Here is a 20,188-nt window from a genome sequence, read left to right on the forward strand (position 1 = left end):
CGCGACGTCCGCATCATTGATGTCCGAACATGGCGAGCCCGGAAACCGGTTCGGGCGCAGACTGCAGGTTCCCGTCACCAGGAGGTTCCATGTCGAATGCTCATGCCAGTTTTGTACAGCTCCACCAAGGCGCCGGTCTTTACGTGCTGCCCAACGTATGGGATGCCGGTGGCGCCCGCCTGGTCCAGCAGCAGGGGGCGCTCGCGGTCGGAACATCGAGTGCTGCGATGGCGTGGTCCTGCGGCCATGCCGATGGCGGTGCGCTGCCTGATACCGCGCTGCTGCAGCGGGTTTCCGAAATCGTTGGTGTGACCTCGTTGCCGGTCACGGTCGATATCGAAGACGGCTACAGCGATGCCCCCGACGTGGTCGCTGCGCGGGTGTTGCGCCTGGCCGATGCGGGTGTGGTCGGGATCAACATCGAAGACGGCGCAGGCAGCCCTGCGGTGCTGGTGGCGAAGATCAGCGCCATCCGTTCTGCGCTTGGCGGGCGAGCACTGTTCATCAATGCGCGCACCGATGTGTATCTGCGCAGCCTGGCCGAAGGCGATGAGGCGGTCAGGATGAGCATCGATCGGCTGCAGGCCTATGCACGTGCCGGTGCCGACGGCGGCTTTGTGCCGGGACTGCGTGCGCTGGACGAGGCTGCGGCCGTTGCCAGCGCTGTATCGCTGCCTCTCAACCTGATGTGGCTGCCGGGGATGGCGTCGTTTGCTGCGCTGTCGCAGGCCGGCGTGCGGCGGCTGAGCGCTGGGCCGGCGTTGTTCATGCACGCATGGACGGCGATGGCTGCGGCGACCACGGATTTTCTCGGCGACGTGATGGCGATGCCAGAGGGGGCACCAGGGTATGCGGCCTTGAACCAGCTGTTCAGCGAAAGGTGAGGGGGCTTGGGTCGGGGGGGCGGATGGCTGGGGCATGGCTGGGTAGTCGACTTACCGGGCACAGGCATCCACGCATGGCGTGGATCTGCTGATGCAGCTGGAGGAAACATTGGCTCTGTTGAGGGTTGCCCCGCCAGTTAAATAAAAGAGGCCGCTGTCGGGTTCCACTCCTGCAGAACCGTCGAACCCCGATGGGGCACGGCGCCAACGCTCATCCACGCATGGCGTGGCTGGAGGAACAAGCCCCTCTGTTGAGGGGCTGCCCCGACAGGGGCGGGGAGAGGCAGGCAAAGGGAGGGGCCCAAACCTTGCGTAGCAACGTTTGGGGCGAAGCGCGCGCAGCGCACTTCGCGTCCCGCGCCAGATAACTGAAAAAGGCTGCCCTTTCGGGCAGCCTTTTTCAGTTATCTGGCGGAGAGAGGGGGATTCGAACCCCCGAAGCGCGGTTTAGACGCTTACACACTTTCCAGGCGTGCTCCTTCAACCACTCGGACACCTCTCCGGATCCCTGCCATCGGCAAACGCCTCAGCAGGGGCGCAGATTCTAGCGGGCGCAGCGGCAGGACACAAGCACTGGTTTGCAGGGCGAGAGGGCTGGACAGGCGTGGCACAATGGAACATCCGATGGAAGACGGTGGCCTGATGTCCTATCTCGTCCTTGCCCGCAAGTGGCGTCCGAAGCGTTTTGCCGAGCTGGTGGGCCAGGAACACGTGGTCCGTGCGCTCAGCAATGCGCTCGACAGCGGCCGGGTACACCATGCGTTCCTGTTCACCGGTACCCGCGGCGTGGGCAAGACCACGATCGCGCGCATCTTCGCCAAATCGCTGAACTGCGAGCAGGGCACCAGTGCCGATCCCTGCGGCCAGTGTGCGGCTTGCCTGGACATCGACGCCGGTCGTTACATCGACCTGCTGGAAATCGATGCCGCGTCCAATACCGGCGTGGACGATGTGCGCGAGGTGATCGAGAACGCCCAGTACATGCCCTCGCGTGGCAAGTACAAGGTGTACCTGATCGACGAAGTGCACATGCTGTCCAAGGCCGCGTTCAATGCGCTGCTGAAGACGCTGGAAGAACCGCCGGAACATGTGAAGTTCCTGCTGGCCACCACCGACCCGCAGAAGCTGCCGGTCACCGTGCTCAGCCGCTGCCTGCAGTTCAACCTCAAGCGCCTGGACGAAGATCAGATCCAGGGGCAGATGACCCGCATCCTCACCGCCGAGGAGATCGAGTCGGACCCGACCGCCATCGTGCAGCTGGCCAAGGCCGCCGACGGCAGCCTTCGTGACGGCCTGTCGCTGCTCGACCAGGCCATTGCCTACGCCGGCGGTGCGCTGCGTGAGGACGTGGTGCGCACCATGCTGGGGACGGTCGACCGCACCCAGGTGGCGGCCATGCTCGATGCCCTGGCCGAGGGCGATGGCCCGCGTCTGCTGCAGGTCGTTGCGGCTCTGGCCGAGTTCTCGCCGGATTGGAGCGGGGTGCTTGATGCGCTGGCCGAGGGCCTGCACCGCATCCAGGTGCAGCAACTGGTGCCGGGCGCGTCCGCCGCTGCCGAAGGACTGGATGCCAGCGTATTCGCCGAGCGCCTGCGTCCGGAAGTCGTCCAGCTCTGGTATCAGATGGCCTTGAACGGTCGTCGTGATCTGCCATTGGCGCCCAGCCCGCGCGCCGGCTTTGAAATGGCCGTGCTGCGCATGCTGGCGTTCCGGCCAGCGGCTGCCGTGCCGTCGGTGCCGCGTACCCCGGAATCCTCCGGTGGCAGCGCACCGACCGGTACGGGCCAGACCGGGGGCGGCGTTGCTGGCAGCCACGAAGGTGCTGCCCCGGTGGCGGCTGCGGCGCCAGAAGCCGCAGCAGAAGCCACAGCAGAAGCCACAGCGGTCACCCAGGCCATTGCGGCACCGGTGCTCGCAGAGGCCATCGCACAGACGCCGACCCCGGCACCACAGCGCGAACCCGAACCCGAACCAGAACCCGAGCAGGCTCCGGAACCGGATCCGACCCCTGAGCCTGAACCAGTTCCGGTCGAGGAACCCGGGTCACCACTGCCGATGAAGACCCAGCTGGCTCCCGAGGCAGCCACGCCAAAGGCACCCGCCGAAGCAGACGATCTGCCGCCGTGGGCGACCGACGAGGCTGGCGCGCGCGAAGAAGCGCTGGCGGCCGAAATGGCGACGCCCGACGCGGCCATGGTCGCCCCGTGGCACGAGCCGCCAGTGCCGGCGCCGCAGCCGGTTGCAGAGGCTGTTGTGGTGTCGGAGCATCCGTTCCGTGCCGAAGGCATCCCGATCGCCCCGGCCGTCGCCGTTGTCGCTTCCGACCGCGCTGCGGCGGGCAGCATCAGCGAATTGGCCTGCGCCGAGGACTGGCTCGACCTGGTTGCCAACAGCGGCCTGAGCGGTCCATCGCGACAGCTTGCAGCCAATGCGGCCTTCATCAGTTGCCAGCAGGGGGTCTTGAAACTGGGCCTTTCGCCCGGATTTGAATACCTGCGCTCCGAGCGCGCGCTGGCAGCGCTGGGCGAGGTGCTGGAAAATTCCCTCGGCCACGCGCTGAAGATCGTGGTCGAAACCGTGGAAACCGAGCAGGTCCCGGCCGAGACCCTGCACCAGCGCGCCGACCGCCAGCGTGGCGAGCGGCAGCAGGCTGCCGAGGCCATTTTCATGGACGATCCGGAAGTCCAGCTGCTGATCCAGCAGCACGGCGCCCGGGTTGTTTCCGATTCCATCCGTTCTTTTGACGAGTAAGACGACATGCGCGGCAATATCGCCCAACTGATGCAGCAGGCCCAGAAGATGCAGGAAAACCTGCAGAAGGCCCAGGAAGAAATCGCCAAGATCGAAGTGACCGGCAGCGCCGGTGGCGGCATGGTCAGCGTCACCCTGACCGGCGCCAAGGAGTGCCGCAAGGTGCGCATCGATCCGTCGCTGGCCAGCGATCCGGAAATGCTGGAAGACCTGATCGCCGCCGCCTTCAACGATGCGTCCAACAAGATCGACGCCGAGTCGAAGTCGAAGATGGGTTCGGCCACCGCCGGCATGCAGCTGCCTCCGGGCATGAAGATGCCGTTCTGATGTCCAGCGTGGCGCCCGCACTGCCGGGTGCCACGCACTGTGTAGCGTCGAGCGTGCTCGACTGCCCGCAATTTCCAGTCGAGCACGCTCGGCTCTACAGAACACACCGACGTGTCCGCACCGCTGCTTGAACAACTGATCGATGCACTGCGGGTGTTGCCTGGCGTAGGCCAGAAGACGGCACAGCGCATGGCCTACCACCTGCTCGAACGCGAGCGCGAAGGTGGCAAACGCCTTGCCGGCACGCTGGCAGAGGCGGTCGAACGCATCGGTCACTGTGCGCAGTGCCGCGACTTCAGCGAAACCGAGCTGTGCCCGACCTGCGCCAATGGCAGCCGCGAGCGCAGCCAGTTGTGCGTGGTGGAATCGCCGGCTGACCGCCTGGCGATCGAGAACGCCACCGGCTATCGCGGCGTCTACTTCGTGCTGCAGGGGCGCCTGTCGCCGCTGGATGGCATCGGTCCGCGCGAGCTGGGTCTGGAGCAGCTGGAGCAGCGTCTGGCCGAAGCGGAAGTGCAGGAGCTGATCATCGCCACCAGTGCCACCGTCGAAGGCGAAGCCACCGCGCACTACCTCGCGCAGTTGGCGCGCGCCCGCCAAGTGCGGCCGAGTCGACTGGCCCAGGGCCTGCCCCTCGGCGGTGAGCTCGAGTACGTCGATCGCGGCACGCTGTCGCACGCGTTCGGCACCCGCAGCGAAGTGCGCGATTGAGTCGATGCCGGGCATGCACCGGCGTTACCGGCCTACAATGCGGTGACACCCCGCCGAGGCCGACCATGAGCAGCGAAACCCTCTTCAGCAAGATCATCCGTCGCGAGATCCCGGCCACCATCGTCTATGAAGACGAGGACGTGCTGGCGTTCAAGGACATCGCGCCGCAGGCGCCGGTGCACGTGCTGTTCATTCCGAAGAACGAGATCATTCCGACCCTGGATGACCTGCAGCCATCGCAGGCGCACCTGATCGGCAAGCTGGCCCTGGCCGCCGCCGGGTACGCGCGGCAGGAAGGCTTCGCGCAGGACGGCTACCGCATCGTGATGAACTGCCGCGAAGATGCCGGGCAGACCGTGTTCCATATCCACATGCATCTGCTGGCTGGCGCGCCGCTGGGTCACTTCGGTACGCCGGGGCGTTGAGGCAGTCATCCGCGCATGGCGTGGATCTACAACGTACACCAACAGCAGTAGATCCACGCCATGCGTGGATAAAAAACGTCGCAGTGCAGCATCGCCCCGAGCAGACCCACGCCATGCATGGATGAAAAAGGCCGCCCCATGGGCGGCCTTCTGCTTCATGCATACCGGGCCTGGACTACCACCAGCCCCAGCCGCGGTAACCGCCCCAGTACGGGCCATATGGGCCCGGGCCCCACGGTCCGTAGGGGTAGGGCACCACATCGACCTGGCGCTGCTCCGGCCACAGGTAGATCACGTCGGCCGCCAGCTTCGGCAGTCGGTAGTCGTAATCACCGATACGGGTGTTGGCGTAGCCATCGATCTTGCCGATGAAGGTCACGTCGCGGCCGGCTTCGAACACGGCCGGATCGTAGAAGCCGGCGCGGCAGGCAATGAAGCGGCCGTCACTGGCATCGGAGGAGGTCGTGTTCGGGCGGCCGCTACCGTTGAGCGGGCGCGAGATGATCTGGAAACAGGTCTCGCCCTGAGCGGGCTTGGTTTCGATGATCCGGCCACCCCAGCGCACCGGCGTGCCGACCTGCTGGGTGGCAACCGAGTCGCGCGGGGAAACCAGGCTGAACTGTCCCTGCAGCGGCTTGGGAGCCGTGGCGCAGGCCGACAGGGCCAGGGCGGCCACGGCGGTGAGGAGGAACTTGGTATTCATGGGGAGGCTCCGGAAGTCGGGCGATGCCTGCGCAGGTCCCGCAATAATGGGGCGAGCTCGGTACAAGTGCCAGCGTAGCGTGCATCAGCGAAACGCTGGCTGAGTGTGATGAGGCCCGGGTCGGGACGCTGCGCGTTGACCCGGCGCGCCCAGTGCAGGGCGGGTTCGTGCGGTTCGCGGCCCAGCCCAACCCGCGCATAGCGCTGCCCCAGCCGGTGCCAGGCGCGCAGCAGCGGGTCGCGCTCGCGTTCGCCACGGGCCAGCAGCCATGCCATCCACGTCAGCGCCAGCAACGCGGCCATCACGAAGCCGGCCAGCAGCTGTCCCGGCTGCAGGTCGTCCAGCCCGAACGGTTGCAGCAGTTGCTGCTGGCGGCGCGCGTCGAAGGACAGCACCAGTTCGTTCCAGCCCCTGCGCATCCAGTCGCGGACCTGGCCCAACTGCAGCCAGCGCTGCTGTAGGCCGGTATCGGCCCCGGCCTGCAGACGGTCGTCGAGCGTGTCCAGGATGCGCTCGGGTGCTACTGCCGCTGTCGGGTCGATGCGCACCCAGCCGCGTTGCGGCAGCCACACCTCGGCCCAGGCGTGGGCGTCCATCCGCCGCAGTATCCAGTAGTCGCCGATCCGGTTGCGGGTGCCGCCGGCGAACCCGGTGACCACCCGCGCCGGAATGCCAGCGTTGCGCATCAGCACCACGAAGGCAGAGCTGAAATGCTGGCAGTAGCCGGCCTTGTAGTCGAACAGGAATGCATCGACGGGATCGCGGCCGGCGGCCGGTGTCTCCAGCGTGTACGAGAAGTCTGCGGTTATCCACGCGAGGGCGCGATGGACCACGGCGGCGTCATCGTTTCCTGCGTCCTGCCGCCACTGTCGGGCCAGGGTTGCCGTGCGGGGGTTGAAGCCTTCCGGCAACTGCAGCGCAGCGCGGCGCTGATACGACGACAAGTCGGCATCAAAGCGCAGCGGCGGGGCCGAGTGCAGGCGCCACCGGCTCAGCGCGGACAAGGTGCGGTCGCTGCTCAGGCTCAGGGCTGCATCAAGCCGGCTGCCTTCCGGTGCGGCGGTCGGGAGATCCAGCGTGACCAGCTGGCGACGGTCGGTGGGCTCGTAGTCGATCTGGTAATCCCAGCCCTCCGTGCCGTGCTCGACCACTGCGGGCAGCAAACGCTCGGTACGGCGGTCGCGTCGCCAGACATGCCCGTCGAACTGCGTCAGCACCGGCCCGCGCCAGTAGCGCTGTGCCGGCTCCGGAACCGCGCCGAAGAACTGCGCCCGCAGGGCCGGGGTGTCATCGGCCATCAGATCCAGCCACTTGTCCGGCTCCATCGTGTCCGATAGCCCGGGTGTGCCGACGGCGCGATCGGGAATGCCCCACAGCGGCGTGGCCAATCGTGGGAACAGCCAGAAGCAGGCCAGCGCCAGCGGCAGGCCGATCAGCAGCAGGCGACCGACGCCGCGAAGCTGCGCGGACAGCGGTGGTGGCGTACTACGGCCTTCACCCTGTGCCAGTCGCTGCAGTGCAATCAGGGTGCTGATGCCTGCCAGCACGGCGAGCACGGTGGTCAGTGGCCCCTGGTCGAGCAGGAAGGCAGCGAACGGTGAAAACAGGGCAAAGCCGAGCAGGCTGCGTGCATCGCGCAGGGTGCGCAGCTCGCTGGACTTGATCGCCAGCATCGCCGCCAGCAGTGCACAACCGGTATCCCGGCCCGGGCGCACCGCTCCCATCTGCCAGACGATGGCGGCCAGCATGCCCAGCACCAGCAGTACGCGCACCGGCATCGGCAGCATGCCGCGTTGCGACAGTGCTGCAGTGACCAGCGCTGCCACGGCGATCAATGCGGCCAGCGTGGTGGGCAGCTGCAGCAGCAGCGGCAACAGGGCCAGTGCGGCGCTGGCCAGCGTCCACGTGCGGGAGTTGCGGTCCAGCAGCAGGGCAGACTCAGTCATGGGGAAGCAACGCCAGCGCGCGCAGGCACAGATGGTGGTGGCTGGCACCCTGGCCGGGGCCGATCGGTGGGTGCATCGGCAGCAGCAGCGTGTAGCGGCGGCCTTCGCGCTCGGCGCTGTCCACCCAGCGTGCCAGCCGCGCGATGCGGGCCTCCTGGCCCAAGGGTGCCAGCGCGCGCCAGTCCAGCACCACTTCGATGCCTATCGGCTTCTCGTATTCGCGTACCAGCAGCGTGTCGCGGCGCGCGGAGTGTTTCCAGGCAATGCTGCGCGGTGGATCTCCAGCGCGATACGGGCGCAGCTGATGCAGTTCCTCGCCGTTGGCGTGGGCGCGGGTGTGCAGTGGATCGCTGCCCTGCTGTGGCAACGGCGACGCCTTCGCTTCGGCCAGCGGGTAGACCAGCAGGGGTTCTTCCGGCCACACCCATGACCACGCCCTGACCAGGCCAAGTGGTTGTGTGGTGGACAGGCGGATCCGCGGCAGTTCCAGCCAGCCACGGCGTTCGCTGGGCACTTCCAGCTCGGCTTCACCGCGGCCGTGTGCGGCCAGGTCGAGCCACGCCTCGCTGTCGCCCAGTTGCAGGTGCAGGCCATGGCGCGCTCGCGGGTCGCGCAGCGACAGGTCCACGCGCAGGCGCAATGGTTGCCCGGCCGGCAGCGGTTCGGCGGAGATCGCGTCGATCTGCACACCCGACAACTGCAGGTGCGCGGCGATGGCGCTGGCGATCGCTGCCGCGGCCAGCAGCAGTGCCAGCAACAGCGCAGGGTTGTTGTTGTAGTTCAGCGCGCCCAGCAACATCGCGACCAGCAGGCAGGCCACAAACAGGCCGAAGCGGGTGGGCAGCACATAGATGCGCCGTCGGTCCAGCCGCTGCGGCAACGACTCCGGCGTGCGCGGGCGCGCCAGCTGCAACAGTCGCCGGGCATGCGATGCCATCTTCAATCGACCGCGACGGTCTGCAGGATCGCGCGAGCCAGCGCCGGCCCCGAGCTCGACTCGGCTTCACCCACCAGGCGATGGCCAGCCACCGCTACGAACAGCGTCTGCACGTCTTCGGGTACCACGTGGCCACGGCCGAGCAGCAGTGCATGTGCCTTGGCTGCGCGCAGCAGGGCCAGGCCGGCGCGCGGCGACAATCCCACGCGCACGCCGGCGTGCTGGCGGCTGCGGGTCAGCAGTGCCTGCACGTAGTCCACCAGCGCGTCGCTGACATGCACCTGGCCGACGGCCCCGCGCAGTGCACGTACCTGGGTGTCGTCCAGCTGGGGCAGCGCGCGGGCGATCAGGTCGCGACGATCGGTGCCGCGCAGCAGCTCACGTTCCGCCTGCGCGCTGGGGTAGCCCATCGCCAGCCGCAGCAGGAAACGATCCAGCTGCGAATCGGGCAGTGGGAACGTGCCTGACAGATCCACCGGGTTCTGCGTGGCGATCACGAAGAACGGATCGGGCAGGGCATGGGTTTGACCGTCGAGGGTGACCTGCTGCTCGGCCATCGCTTCCAGCAGGGCGCTCTGCGTGCGCGGCGGCGCCCGGTTGATTTCGTCGGCCAGCAGCACGTGGCTGAAGACCGGCCCGGGATGGAACTGGAACTGGCGGCTGCCAGCGTCATACACCGATACGCCGAGTACGTCGGCCGGCAGCAGGTCGGAGGTGAACTGCACGCGCTGGAAGCTCAGCCCCAGGCTGCTGGCCAGGGCATGGGCCAATGTGGTCTTGCCGAGACCGGGCAGGTCTTCGATCAGCAGATGGCCGCCAGAGAGCAGGGCCACAAAGGCCAGTCGAACCTCCTGCACCTTGCCCAGCACCAGTGCATTGACCTGGTCCTGCGCGTTGCGCAGGGACTGACGCAGTTGATCGGTTAGCATGCTGGGCATGGGGGACGAAGCTGTCATGGTCGTCTCAAGTTCGGTAACCGGTCGATTCTATCCATAGAGCAATGCAGGGCGAACAACGCGCACGTACGATTTTTCTCTGGTTATGGACGCTCGTCACAGCGGCCAAGCTGGTCGTGGCCGCACGCCTGCCGTTGTTCGTCGATGAGGCGTTCTACTGGCAGGAGGGCCAGCATCTGGCTGCGGCCTATTCGGATCTGCCAGGGCTGACGGCCTGGTTGACCCGGTTGGGTGTGGAGCTTGGCGGCCAGCACGTGCTGGCGCTGCGCCTGCCATTCCTGGCCATCGGGGCACTGCTGCCGCTGCTGGTATCGCGCATTGCGGCGCGCTGGTTCGGCAACGTTGCAGGTTGGCAGGCCGGCAGCTTGACGCTGTTGATGCCGTTGTCGGCCACGCTGGGTCTGCTGGCCGTGCCCGATGTGCCGATGGCACTGGCGGCAGTGCTGTGCCTGGACGCCGGCGCACGCCTGCTGCGCAACGTAGATGCATCCTCGGCGGTGAAACTGGCGCTGGGCCTGCTGATCGGCGCGCTCAGCCACTATCGCTTCATCGGTGTCATCGGCGTCGGCTTCATCGCTTTGCTGGCGCTGCCGCCGGGCCGGCGCATGCTGGCCGATCCGCGCGTCTGGGTGGCCCTGGCCGTTGGCGTACTGGCATGGCTGCCGCTGCTGGCCTGGAATGCCGACAATCACGATGCCGGTCTGAAGTTCCAGGTGGTCGAGCGTCATCCGTGGGCATTCGAGTGGCGCGGACTGTGGTTCCTGGTGATCCAGCCGATGCTGGTCACGCCCATCCTGTGCATCGCGATGTGGAAGGTGGCGCTGGCGGGTACCCGCAGTGGCGGCGGTGCGCGCGTGCAGTGGCGTTATTTCGGTCTGGTCGGCGGTGTGTCGACATTGGGCATCTTCGCACTGGGCTTCTTCACCGACGTCGAGCGCATCAGCTTCCATTGGCCGCTGCCGGGCTACCTGGCCCTGCTGGTGGCGGTGCCGGTGATCCTCAACGGCTGGCCGCGCTGGTTGCGGCGTACCGGCTGGTGGCTGGCCGGGCTGGGCATGGTGCTGGCCTTCGGCTATTACCTGATGGCGTCCTCGTCATCGCTGCGCGAGCAGTTGGCCGGCGACAAGTACTACCCGCGCAACTTCGCCGGCTGGCAGCCGCTGGCTGCTGCGGTCCGCGAAGAACTGCAGCAGATGCCTGAAGGCAGCCGTGTACTGGCCGGCAACTTCAAGGTGGGCGCCGAGCTGGGCTTCCAGCTGGGCCGCGGTGACATCGACGTGCTGCCGCATCCGCTCAACGACAAGCACGGCCGCACCGCGCAGCTGGCGCAATGGAATCAGGTGCATGAGGGCGAGCGCGACGTGCCGATGCTGCTGGTGCTGTCGCCCAGCGATCAGCGTTTCCGCGATCTGCTCACCCGCTATCACGCCCTCTGCGAACAGGTCGGGCCACTGCCGCCGCCGCGCGTGGTCAGCAACGATCATGGATTCCAGCGCTTCCTGCTGTTCCGCCTGCCGGTGCAGCGCGCGCAGGGTCCATGCGTAGCCCCCGCACTGGCCTGGCTGGACACCCCTTCCAACGGCGACGTGGTGAGCGGCACGCTGGCGATCAAGGGCTGGGCGTTCAAGGAAGGTGTTGGCCTGTCGCGGGTTGAAGTGCTGGTGGATGGTCGTTCGATCGGCGACGCCAGCTACGGGCGGGTGTTCGATATCCGACATGCCTGGCCAGACAGTACCGACCCGCAACATCCTGCTGTCGGTTTCGATGCAACGCTCGATACGGGTACGTTGTCACCGGGAAAACACTGGTTGGGCCTGCGTCTGCATGGTCGCGATGGCAGCGTGGAGCAGTGGCAGGAACAGCCATTTGTGGTGAAGAAGCGCTGAGGTGTCGTGCCTCGTGTCACGGGCCGGGGTCAGGGCACCGAGAATCCGGCCCTGCGCAGCAATCCGCACAGTGCGATCAGCGGCAGCCCGATCAGCGCCGTAGGGTCGTGATTGTCGATGGCGTCGAACAGGCTGATGCCCAGGCCCTCGCACTTGAAGCTGCCAGCGCAGTCCAGCGGTTGTTCGATGGCCACGTAGCGGGCGATCTCCGGCGCCTGCAGCGCGCGGAAGCGCACCTGGGTCAGATCCATTGCCGTGAAAGATTCTCCGTCACGGGTGAGACGGATCGCAGTGTGGAAGCGCACCGTCTGCCCGGACATGGCCGCCAGCTGCGCGCACGCCGCCTCGACCGTACCCGGCTTGCCCAGCGGCTGACCGTTCAGATCCGCCACCTGGTCCGAGCCGATCACCCAGCTGCCGGGATGGCGGGCGGCCACGTCGGCCGCCTTGGCGCTGGCCAGGCGTGCCGCCAGCGCCAGTGGGGCCTCGTTGGCTTGCGGGGTCTCATCCACCTCCGGGCGTGCGCAGCCGAAGGGCAACCCCAGCCGTTCCAGCAGGTCGCGGCGGTAGCGGGAGGTGGAGGCCAGGACCAGGGCAGGCATGCGGGAATTCCGGGGGCGGGGCGCGGCAGTCTGGCCCGGCACAGCCAGCCACAGCAAGCCTTTCGTGGCAGTCATTTGACACGCGACCTGCCGATCCTTAATATTCGGCGGCTTATGTCCGCGAACGTACCCGAAACGCTGGATGCCTGGCGGATGGTCGTGGCGCGAAGGCGCTTCGACGGTCAGGTCTCCCTGGCTGAATTGACTCGCCTGCAGGGGCTTGTCGCAGATACCGAAGGCGAGTGTAATTACTCGCTCGAGTTCGGTCGCGACGAGATCTTGCGGGTATCCTATGTGGAACTCAGCATCGATACCGCGTTGCCGCTGACCTGTCAGCGCAGCATGCAGCGCTTCCTGCTGCCGGTGAAGATGACCCAGAGGCTTGGCCTGATCCGCGACGAAGACGAAGAATCGTCTTTGCCGGAGGAATACGAGCCGTTGCTGGTGCCGGAAGATGGCCAGCTGCGTCCGTTGGACCTGGTCGAGGACGAACTGGTGCTGGCGGTACCGGTGGTACCCCTGTCGCCGGATGGTGAGGCAGTCGACAAGGACTGGGCACCGACCGAAGCAGAAATTGAAAAGGCCAACCCGTTTGCGGCGTTGGCGGCATTGAAGAAACAATAGCAGCCGGTTGTCGTCGGCGGCTGCGGCGAAAGTGAAAAGTGTGCTGGACGCTGGCGTCCTGTGCGACGAAACGACGAAGCAAAACGAACCGAGTTTGGAGCAATCCCATGGCTGTCCAGAAATCCCGTGTTACCCCGTCCCGTCGTGGCCAGCGTCGTTCGCATGACGCCCTGAGCGCCAAGCAGCTGTCGACCGACCCGACCACCGGCGAAGTGCATCTGCGTCACCACATCACTGCTGACGGTTTCTACCGCGGCAAGAAGGTCATCCAGACCAAGTCTTCGGCTGTCCAGGAAGACTGATGTGCCGGAAGGTCGCTGCCCTATGGGCAGCGGCCTTCGCCTTCTTTCCCGGGCACGCCGGTGAACGGCGGCTCGTGCAACAGGAAACATGATGAGCAAGCGGATCTACTCGAGGATCGCGGGCACCGGCAGCTATTTGCCGGAAAAAGTCCTGACCAACGCCGACCTGGAAAAAATGGTCGAGACCTCGGACGAGTGGATCCAGACGCGCACCGGTATCCGTGAACGGCACATCGCTGCCGAAGGCGAAACCACCAGCGATCTCGGCTACCAGGCCGCGCTGCGTGCGATCGAAGCGGCCGGTATCGACGCCTCACAGCTCGACATGATCGTGGTCGGCACGACCACTCCTGATCTGATCTTTCCCTCCACCGCGTGCCTGATCCAGGCCAAGCTCGGTGTGAGCGGCTGCCCCGCTTTCGACGTCAACGCGGCCTGTTCGGGCTTCGTGTTCGCGCTCAGCGTGGCTGACAAATTCATCCGTTCCGGTGATGCCCGCCATGTGCTGGTGATCGGCGCGGAAACCCTGACCCGCATCGTCGACTGGGAAGACCGCACCACCTGCGTGCTGTTCGGCGATGGCGCGGGTGCGGTCGTGCTCAAGGCCGACGAAGAAACCGGCATCCTCAGCACCCACCTGCATTCGGATGGCAGCAAGAAAGAGCTGCTGTGGAATCCAGTTGGCGTTTCGGTCGGTTTCGGTGAAGGCAACAACGGCGGCGGCACCATCAACATGAAGGGCAACGACGTGTTCAAGTACGCCGTCAAGGCGCTGGACTCGGTCGTGGACGAAACCCTGGAGGCCAATGGCCTGACCAAGTCCGACCTGGACTGGCTGATCCCGCACCAGGCCAACCTGCGCATCATCGAAGCCACCGCCAAGCGGCTGGACATGTCGATGGACCAGGTCGTGGTCACTGTCGACAAGCATGGCAATACCTCGTCCGCCTCGGTGCCGCTGGCGCTGGATGCGGCTGTGCGTTCCGGCAGGGTGGAGCGCGGCCAGCTGCTGCTGCTGGAAGCTTTCGGTGGTGGCTTCACGTGGGGTTCGGCACTGCTGCGCTATTGATAGTGCCAGTTACGACAACGTGAAACCGTCGTTACGGCCCCTCTGGGGCCGTAATGCGTTAAAGGAGACTGTCATGGTTGAGCCCATCGTCATCGAAGGGCAGCGCGCCTGGCTGAAGCAGTACGGCGAAGGAAGCCGAGCAGTGGCCCTGGGCCTGCTCAATTTTGTTGCCCGCCGGTTCCATCTGGACGCCCTGCGCCCGCCGCCGCACCGCGGTGGCGACGCCGCGCGCGAAACCGAAGCCCGCCGTCTGGCGGAACTGCAGGCGCAGGGCGTGAACGTGCCCGCGGTGATCGGCAGTGGTCATGCCGCGCTGGTGATCGGCGACAACGGCAGCTCGTTCAATACCTGCCTGCGCGAGGCCGACGATTCCGGCCGCGATCGCCTCGTGGCTGCGGCGATGCAGGCCATTGCCGAAGCGCACGCGCGTGGCGCCTATTTCGGCCAGCCGCTGCCGCGCAACCTCACCTGGGATGGGCAGAATGTCGGTTTCATCGACTTCGAAGAAGATCCGCTGGAAGTCATGGACCTGGCCGAGGCACAGGCGCGTGACTGGCTGATGTTCGGCTACGGCGTGGCCAAGTACTACGCCGACCGCCCCGAATGCCTGCAGGCGATGATGGCCGAGGCGATGAACGGGGTGCAGGCACCGGTGCGTGCGCACGTACATGCCGTCAGTGGCCGTCTGCAGCGCCTGGCGCGAGTGTGCATGAAGCTGGGGCGCTCGGCGCGTGCGCTGGCCCACTCCATCTTCATCACCCACGGTGCCACCACGCTGGGCCTGCTGATGGTGGTCGGCCTGTGCATGGACTGGTTTGCCGACGGCGAGCTGGACATCCTGCAGCTGCTCTGCTGACAGCGGGGCAGCTTGCAGCATCGGTAGTGCCGGCCGCTGGCCGGCATCACCCGGTGGCGGACCCGGCAGGCCGCCTCCATACGCGTGCATACGCGCACGTACAGACGACACGGCATGTTCCCCCTTATCATGGCCCGCTTCGATTGCAACAAGCGGATGACCGCGTGACCCTATCCACCCTCGCTTTTGTCTTCCCCGGTCAGGGCTCGCAGTCTGTGGGCATGCTGGCCGAGCTGGCCGAACTGCACCCGCAGGTGCGTGAGGCCTTCACCGAGGCATCCGATGGTGCCGGCGTCGACCTGTGGGCGTTGTCCCAGGGTGGCCCGGAGGAAATGCTCAACCGTACCGAATACACCCAGCCGGCCCTGCTGGCCGCCAGCATCGGCGCGTGGCGCGCCTGGAACGCCGTTGGCGGTCCGCGTCCGTCGGTTCTGGCTGGCCACAGCCTGGGCGAGTACACCGCCCTGGTCGCCGCTGGCGCCCTCAGCCTGCACGACGGTGCGCACCTGGTGCGCCTGCGCGGGCAGCTGATGCAGGACGCCGCTCCGGCGGGTGTCGGCGCCATGGCCGCCGTACTCGGTGCCGACGACCAGCTGGTGCTGGACGTCTGTGCGGAAGCCGCCGGCAGCCAAGTGGTCGTTCCGGCCAACTTCAATTCGCCGGGCCAGATCGTGATCGGCGGCGACGCTGCCGCGGTCGACCGTGCGCTGGCGCTGCTGGCCGAGAAGGGCGTGCGCAAGGCGGTCAAGCTGGCCGTCAGCGTGCCCTCGCATACCCCGCTGATGCGCGAAGCCGCCAACCGTCTGGCCGAAGTGATGGCCGGCCTGTCCTGGCAGCTGCCGCAGCTGCCGGTGGTGCAGAACGTCGACGCCAAGGTGCACGACGGCGTGGACGCGATCCGCACCGCGCTGGTGCAGCAGCTGTACCAGCCCGTGCAGTGGACCGGCTGCGTGCAGGCGCTGGCCGCCCGTGGCGTCACCCGGATTGCCGAGTGCGGTCCGGGCAAGGTGCTGACCGGCCTGGTCAAGCGCATCGACAAGGCCATCGACGGCCGTTCCCTGGCCACCCCGGGCGACTTCGAAACCGCCCGCGAGACGTGGTCGGCCTGATTGCCCCTGTTCCTGCCGACCGTGCCGGTGGCCGCTGCAAGCGGCACGGGTGCGGCGGCCGCCCAAGCCTGAGGAAAACATCATGAGCAAGCCCCTGCAGGGTGAAATCGCACTGGTCACCGGTGCAAGCCGTGGCATTGGTGCCGCCATCGCCGATCTGCTGGCCGCCCAGGGCGCCACCGTCATCGGCACCGCCACCACCGATTCCGGCGCTGCCGCGATCGGCGAGCGCCTGGCCGCCCACGGCGGTCACGGCCGCGCGCTGAACGTCACCGACGCTGCCGCGCTCGACGCCGTGCTTGACGGCATCGCCAAGGAATTCGGCCCGATCTCGATCCTGGTCAACAACGCCGGCATCACCCGCGACAACCTGCTGATGCGCATGAAGGAAGACGATTGGGCGTCGATCATCGACACCAACCTGACCAGCGTGTTCCGCACCAGCAAGGCCGTCATGCGCGGCATGATGAAGGCGCGCAAGGGCCGCATCATCAACATCGCCTCGGTGGTGGGCGTGACCGGCAACGCCGGCCAGGCCAACTACGCCGCTGCCAAGGCCGGCATCATCGGTTTCTCCAAGTCGCTGGCCAAGGAAATCGGCTCGCGCGGCGTCACCGTCAACGTGGTCGCGCCGGGCTTCATCGACACCGACATGACCAAGGCGCTGCCGGAAGAAGCGCGTACCGCGCTGATCGGCGACATCGCCCTCGAACGCCTGGGTTCGCCGGAGGACATCGCCCACGCGGTGGCCTTCCTGGCCAGCCCGGCTGCCGGCTACATCACCGGCGAAACTCTCCATGTGAACGGCGGCATGTACATGCCGTAAGCAAGGGGCGCAGGGATCGCGCCGCAAGTGGTTGATCTGCGAGGATTTTTGCTGCAATGCAAGGTCACGCCGGTTTCCACTACACTATCCCACGGCCATCGCCTTTGATGGCGACCACTTTTGAACCACTACTCCATCTGGAGCGATATCCCATGAGCACCATCGAAGAACGCGTCAAGAAAATCGTCATCGAACAGCTTGGCGTCAAGGAAGAAGAAGTCACCAACAGCGCATCGTTCGTCGATGACCTGGGCGCTGACTCGCTGGACACCGTCGAGCTGGTGATGGCGCTGGAAGAAGAATTCGAGTGCGAGATCCCGGACGAAGAAGCCGAGAAGATCAGCACCGTGCAGGCTGCGATCACCTACATCACGGCCCACGTCAAGGCCTGATGCAGGACGTCAGTGCGCGCGCGGGCGTTGAGCTCGCCGCGCACGACACCCCATGGGGCCGCTGTTTGCGGCCCCGTGTGTTTGCGTACCACACCGAAGTAAACCGCGTTACCCGCAAAGAACGTTCGGGTCAGGAGAATCAGCAATGAAGCGTCGCGTCGTCGTAACCGGCCTGGGTATGGTCTCGCCGTTGGGCAATGATCTGGCCAGCAGCTGGGAAGGCATCACCCACGGTCGTTCGGGCATCGGTCCGCTGACCAACGTTTCTGATGCCTACCTGGAACGGTTCACCACCAAGATCGCAGGTGAGGTCAAAGGCTTTGACATCACCGCCGACAACGAACTGTTCGGCAAGTACCGGGTCAGCGGCAAGGATGCCAAGAAGATGGACCCGTTCATCCATTACGGCCTCGGTGCCGCCTTCATGGCCCTGCATGATTCCGGCCTGGAGATCACCGATGCCAACGCCGACCGCATTGGCGCCATTGTTGGCGCCGGCATCGGCGGCCTGCTCGGTATCGAAGAGCAGACCATCGAGTTCCACGAAGGCAAGAAGATTTCTCCCTTCTACGTGCCCAAGACCATCATCAACATGCTGCCGGGCCAGCTGAGCATCATCAGCGGCCTGAAGGGCCCGTCGTTCTCGGCGGTCTCGGCGTGCGCCACCTCCAACCATTCCATCGGCACTGCCATGCGCATGATCCAGTACGGCGATGCGGACGTGATGGTGGCCGGCGGTGCCGAACGCGGTTCCTCGCCGACGGCGCTGGGCGGCTTCTGCGCGATGAAGGCGATGAGCACCCGCAACGACGCTCCGGAACAGGCCTCGCGCCCGTGGGACAAGGACCGTGACGGCTTCGTGCTGGGCGACGGCGCAGGCATCCTGATCCTGGAAGAGTACGAGCACGCCAAGGCCCGTGGCGCGAAGATCTACTGCGAGCTGGCCGGTTTCGGCGCCAGCTCCGACGCGTACCACATGACCGCGCCGAGCGAGAACGGCGAAGGCGCTGCACGCTGCATGGCCATGGCCATGAAGGATGCGGGTGTCACCCCCGAGCAGGTCGGCTACCTCAACGCGCATGGCACCTCGACCCCGCTGGGCGACCTCGGTGAGACCATGGCGATGAAGACCGCCTTCGGCGACCACGCCTACAAGATGATGGTCAGCTCCACCAAGTCGATGACCGGCCACCTGCTCGGCGCTGCCGGCGGCGTGGAAGCGATCTTCTCGGTGCTGGCAATGCGCGACAACGTGATTCCGCCAACCATCAACCTGCAGCAGCCGGGCGAAGGCTGCGATCTGGACTACGTGCCCAACGAAGCACGCCAGGCCAAGGTCGACGTGGTGATGTCCAATGGCTTCGGCTTCGGCGGCACCAACGGCACGCTGATCTTCAAGCGCGTCTGATCGCACCGGTAGCGTCGAGCCAGGCTCGACTCCGCCAACCACGAGGCCGCCGCAAGGCGGCTTCCGTGTATCCGTCTCCCAGAACTGGCCGCCATGACCCACGCCCCGCTGATCCACCCGCTGCCGCACCCGATCGACCTGCTGGCCCTGCAGCAGCGCGACCCGGCGCGTTTTCCGCTGCTGATGGAGTCCACCGCCTCGGGTACCGCCCAGGGCCGCTGGAGCCTGCTGCTGGCCGCGCAGGGCGACACCCTGCAGCTGGACGCCGATGGCCAGGTGCGCGACCGGCACGGTGCGCCGCAGCCCGGCAGTTTCCTGCAGGCGCTGGACCGCGCATGGCAGGCGCAGCGGCTGCCGCATGACGGCGGCCACGCGCTGCCGTTCCGGGGTGGCTGGGCGCTGATGCTGGATTACGAAGTGGCCAGCCAGGTCGAACCGGTGCTGCCGGCGCGCGCGCGCGATGACGGTCATCCGACCGCGCTCGCCCTGCGCTGCCCGGCCGCCGTGCTGCATGACCACCAGGCCGACACCAGTTTCCTCATTGCCGAGGCGGGCGAGCAGGCATTGCTGGACACACTGGTCGCCTTGGTGGCCGGCGAACTGCCGCAGGCCGGGCAGGGCTGGCAACCGCCGCAGTCGGTCAGCGAAGACGAGCCACAGCGCTTCACCGAGGGTGTGCGCCGGGTGATCGAGTACCTGCGCGCCGGCGACGTGTTCCAGGTGAACCTGTCGCGGCGCTGGAGCGCGCAGTTCGCAGCACCGGTCAGCCCGCAGGCGCTGTATGCGCAGCTGCGGTGCGCCAATCCGGCGCCGTTTGCCGGCCTGTTCAGTGCGCACGGCCGGCATGTGGTCAGTTCGTCGCCGGAACGGCTGGTGTCGGTGCATGGCGGCCACGCGCAGACCCGCCCGATCGCCGGCACCCGCCCGCGCTTCGAGGGCGACGACGATGCCGCACGCATCCAGGAGCTGGTCGGCCATCCCAAGGAGCGCGCCGAGCACGTGATGCTGATCGACCTGGAGCGCAACGACCTGGGCCGCATCTGCCTGCCCGGCACAGTCGTCGTGGACGAGCTGATGACCGTGGAAAGCTACGCGCACGTGCACCACATCGTCAGCAACGTCAGTGGCCACCTGCGCGCGGACGTGACCCCGGGCGAAGTGATCGCCGCCACCTTCCCCGGCGGCACCATCACCGGCTGCCCGAAGGTGCGCTGCATGCAGATCATCAGCGAGCTGGAGCAGGTGCCACGTGGCGCGTATACCGGTGCGTTCGGCTGGCTGAACCGCGATGGCGACCTGGACCTGAACATCCTGATCCGCACTGCCGAAGTGGATGGCAACGAGGTCAGCTTCCGTACCGGTGCCGGCATCGTGGTCGACTCGGACCCGGACAAGGAACTGGACGAAACCCGGGCCAAGGCCCGCGGCCTGCTGCGGGCGCTGGGGCAGCAGGGGTAGCGCCGGCCGCTGCCAG

General features: G+C 66.6%; 20 protein-coding genes and 1 tRNA gene. 15 read left to right on the plus strand and 6 right to left on the minus strand.

Annotated features, from left to right (window positions below):
• Positions 1 to 89: 89 nt before the first annotated feature.
• A complete protein-coding gene (locus WKB25_RS14505) occupies positions 90 to 884 on the plus strand; it encodes an isocitrate lyase/phosphoenolpyruvate mutase family protein (RefSeq protein ID WP_340571362.1) in 795 nt (264 codons plus the stop codon).
• Between the two features lie 409 nt (positions 885 to 1,293).
• On the opposite strand, the gene WKB25_RS14510 is transcribed toward WKB25_RS14505, so the two are convergent.
• Positions 1,294 to 1,386: transfer RNA gene (locus tag WKB25_RS14510), tRNA-Ser, on the minus strand.
• Between the two features lie 122 nt (positions 1,387 to 1,508).
• Here WKB25_RS14510 and dnaX point away from each other — a divergent pair.
• The 4 genes from dnaX to WKB25_RS14530 all read left to right on the plus strand — a co-directional run bounded on the left by dnaX (position 1,509) and on the right by WKB25_RS14530 (position 5,098).
• Positions 1,509 to 3,635 carry a DNA polymerase III subunit gamma/tau gene (gene dnaX, locus WKB25_RS14515; protein ID WP_340571363.1) on the plus strand — a complete coding sequence of 709 codons (2,127 nt, stop codon included), beginning with the start codon at positions 1,509 to 1,511 and terminating at the stop codon, positions 3,633 to 3,635.
• Positions 3,636 to 3,641: 6 nt separating this feature from the next.
• Positions 3,642 to 3,962, plus strand: coding sequence for a YbaB/EbfC family nucleoid-associated protein (locus WKB25_RS14520; RefSeq protein ID WP_025879376.1), 321 nt, complete (start codon positions 3,642 to 3,644; stop codon positions 3,960 to 3,962).
• A gap of 111 nt (positions 3,963 to 4,073) precedes the next feature.
• Positions 4,074 to 4,673: a recombination mediator RecR gene (gene recR, locus WKB25_RS14525; RefSeq protein WP_089239142.1), complete on the plus strand. Its 600-nt coding sequence runs from the start codon at positions 4,074 to 4,076 to the stop codon at positions 4,671 to 4,673.
• Positions 4,674 to 4,738: 65 nt separating this feature from the next.
• Positions 4,739 to 5,098, plus strand: coding sequence for a histidine triad nucleotide-binding protein (locus WKB25_RS14530; protein ID WP_340571366.1), 360 nt, complete (start codon positions 4,739 to 4,741; stop codon positions 5,096 to 5,098).
• A gap of 175 nt (positions 5,099 to 5,273) precedes the next feature.
• Here WKB25_RS14530 and WKB25_RS14535 read toward each other — a convergent pair whose 3' ends face one another.
• The 4 genes from WKB25_RS14535 to WKB25_RS14550 are packed head-to-tail and all read right to left on the minus strand — an operon-like array spanning position 5,274 to position 9,640.
• Positions 5,274 to 5,801, minus strand: coding sequence for a Slp family lipoprotein (locus WKB25_RS14535; protein ID WP_100551691.1), 528 nt, complete (start codon positions 5,799 to 5,801; stop codon positions 5,274 to 5,276).
• Positions 5,798 to 7,747: a DUF3488 and transglutaminase-like domain-containing protein gene (locus WKB25_RS14540; RefSeq protein ID WP_340571369.1), complete on the minus strand. Its 1,950-nt coding sequence runs from the start codon at positions 7,745 to 7,747 to the stop codon at positions 5,798 to 5,800. Before WKB25_RS14540 ends, WKB25_RS14535 begins: the two co-directional genes overlap by 4 nt.
• Positions 7,740 to 8,684, minus strand: coding sequence for a DUF58 domain-containing protein (locus WKB25_RS14545; RefSeq protein ID WP_340571370.1), 945 nt, complete (start codon positions 8,682 to 8,684; stop codon positions 7,740 to 7,742). Before WKB25_RS14545 ends, WKB25_RS14540 begins: the two co-directional genes overlap by 8 nt.
• Positions 8,685 to 8,686: 2 nt before the next feature.
• Positions 8,687 to 9,640, minus strand: a complete 954-nt coding sequence (locus tag WKB25_RS14550; protein WP_340571372.1) for a MoxR family ATPase — start codon at positions 9,638 to 9,640, stop codon at positions 8,687 to 8,689.
• A 44-nt stretch (positions 9,641 to 9,684) separates the two neighbouring features.
• Here WKB25_RS14550 and WKB25_RS14555 point away from each other — a divergent pair, with 44 nt between their 5' ends.
• Entirely contained in the window at positions 9,685 to 11,526 is a 1,842-nt protein-coding gene (locus WKB25_RS14555; protein ID WP_340571374.1) for a glycosyltransferase family 39 protein, read from the plus strand.
• Between the two features lie 29 nt (positions 11,527 to 11,555).
• On the opposite strand, the gene WKB25_RS14560 is transcribed toward WKB25_RS14555, so the two are convergent.
• Positions 11,556 to 12,128 carry a Maf family nucleotide pyrophosphatase gene (locus tag WKB25_RS14560; protein WP_340571377.1) on the minus strand — a complete coding sequence of 191 codons (573 nt, stop codon included), beginning with the start codon at positions 12,126 to 12,128 and terminating at the stop codon, positions 11,556 to 11,558.
• 114 nt (positions 12,129 to 12,242) lie between these two features.
• Here WKB25_RS14560 and WKB25_RS14565 point away from each other — a divergent pair, with 114 nt between their 5' ends.
• From WKB25_RS14565 to WKB25_RS14605, 9 genes are all read left to right on the plus strand, one after another.
• Complete coding sequence (locus tag WKB25_RS14565; RefSeq protein ID WP_340571476.1) at positions 12,243 to 12,752, plus strand: YceD family protein; 510 nt, start codon at positions 12,243 to 12,245, stop codon at positions 12,750 to 12,752.
• A 107-nt stretch (positions 12,753 to 12,859) separates the two neighbouring features.
• Positions 12,860 to 13,054, plus strand: coding sequence for a 50S ribosomal protein L32 (rpmF, locus tag WKB25_RS14570; RefSeq protein ID WP_025879386.1), 195 nt, complete (start codon positions 12,860 to 12,862; stop codon positions 13,052 to 13,054).
• Positions 13,055 to 13,145: 91 nt separating this feature from the next.
• Positions 13,146 to 14,123: a beta-ketoacyl-ACP synthase III gene (locus tag WKB25_RS14575; RefSeq protein WP_340571379.1), complete on the plus strand. Its 978-nt coding sequence runs from the start codon at positions 13,146 to 13,148 to the stop codon at positions 14,121 to 14,123.
• A gap of 73 nt (positions 14,124 to 14,196) precedes the next feature.
• On the plus strand, positions 14,197 to 14,979 hold the full coding sequence (locus tag WKB25_RS14580) for a serine/threonine protein phosphatase (RefSeq protein WP_340571382.1): 783 nt from the start codon (positions 14,197 to 14,199) through the stop codon (positions 14,977 to 14,979).
• A 164-nt stretch (positions 14,980 to 15,143) separates the two neighbouring features.
• Positions 15,144 to 16,088, plus strand: a complete 945-nt coding sequence (gene fabD / locus WKB25_RS14585; protein WP_340571384.1) for an ACP S-malonyltransferase — start codon at positions 15,144 to 15,146, stop codon at positions 16,086 to 16,088.
• A gap of 82 nt (positions 16,089 to 16,170) precedes the next feature.
• Positions 16,171 to 16,914, plus strand: coding sequence for a 3-oxoacyl-ACP reductase FabG (gene fabG / locus WKB25_RS14590; protein ID WP_025874078.1), 744 nt, complete (start codon positions 16,171 to 16,173; stop codon positions 16,912 to 16,914).
• A 152-nt stretch (positions 16,915 to 17,066) separates the two neighbouring features.
• The gene (gene acpP, locus WKB25_RS14595; protein WP_025874077.1) at positions 17,067 to 17,306 is read left to right on the plus strand and encodes an acyl carrier protein; all 240 of its coding nucleotides are present in this window, start codon (positions 17,067 to 17,069) and stop codon (positions 17,304 to 17,306) included.
• A 145-nt stretch (positions 17,307 to 17,451) separates the two neighbouring features.
• The gene (gene fabF, locus WKB25_RS14600; protein ID WP_099819202.1) at positions 17,452 to 18,714 is read left to right on the plus strand and encodes a beta-ketoacyl-ACP synthase II; all 1,263 of its coding nucleotides are present in this window, start codon (positions 17,452 to 17,454) and stop codon (positions 18,712 to 18,714) included.
• A gap of 93 nt (positions 18,715 to 18,807) precedes the next feature.
• A complete protein-coding gene (locus WKB25_RS14605) occupies positions 18,808 to 20,172 on the plus strand; it encodes an aminodeoxychorismate synthase component I (RefSeq protein WP_340571389.1) in 1,365 nt (454 codons plus the stop codon).
• Positions 20,173 to 20,188: the final 16 nt, after the last annotated feature.

The sequence above is a fragment of the Stenotrophomonas sp. G106K1 genome, from assembly GCF_037969685.1.
GTDB lineage: Bacteria > Pseudomonadota > Gammaproteobacteria > Xanthomonadales > Xanthomonadaceae > Stenotrophomonas > Stenotrophomonas lactitubi.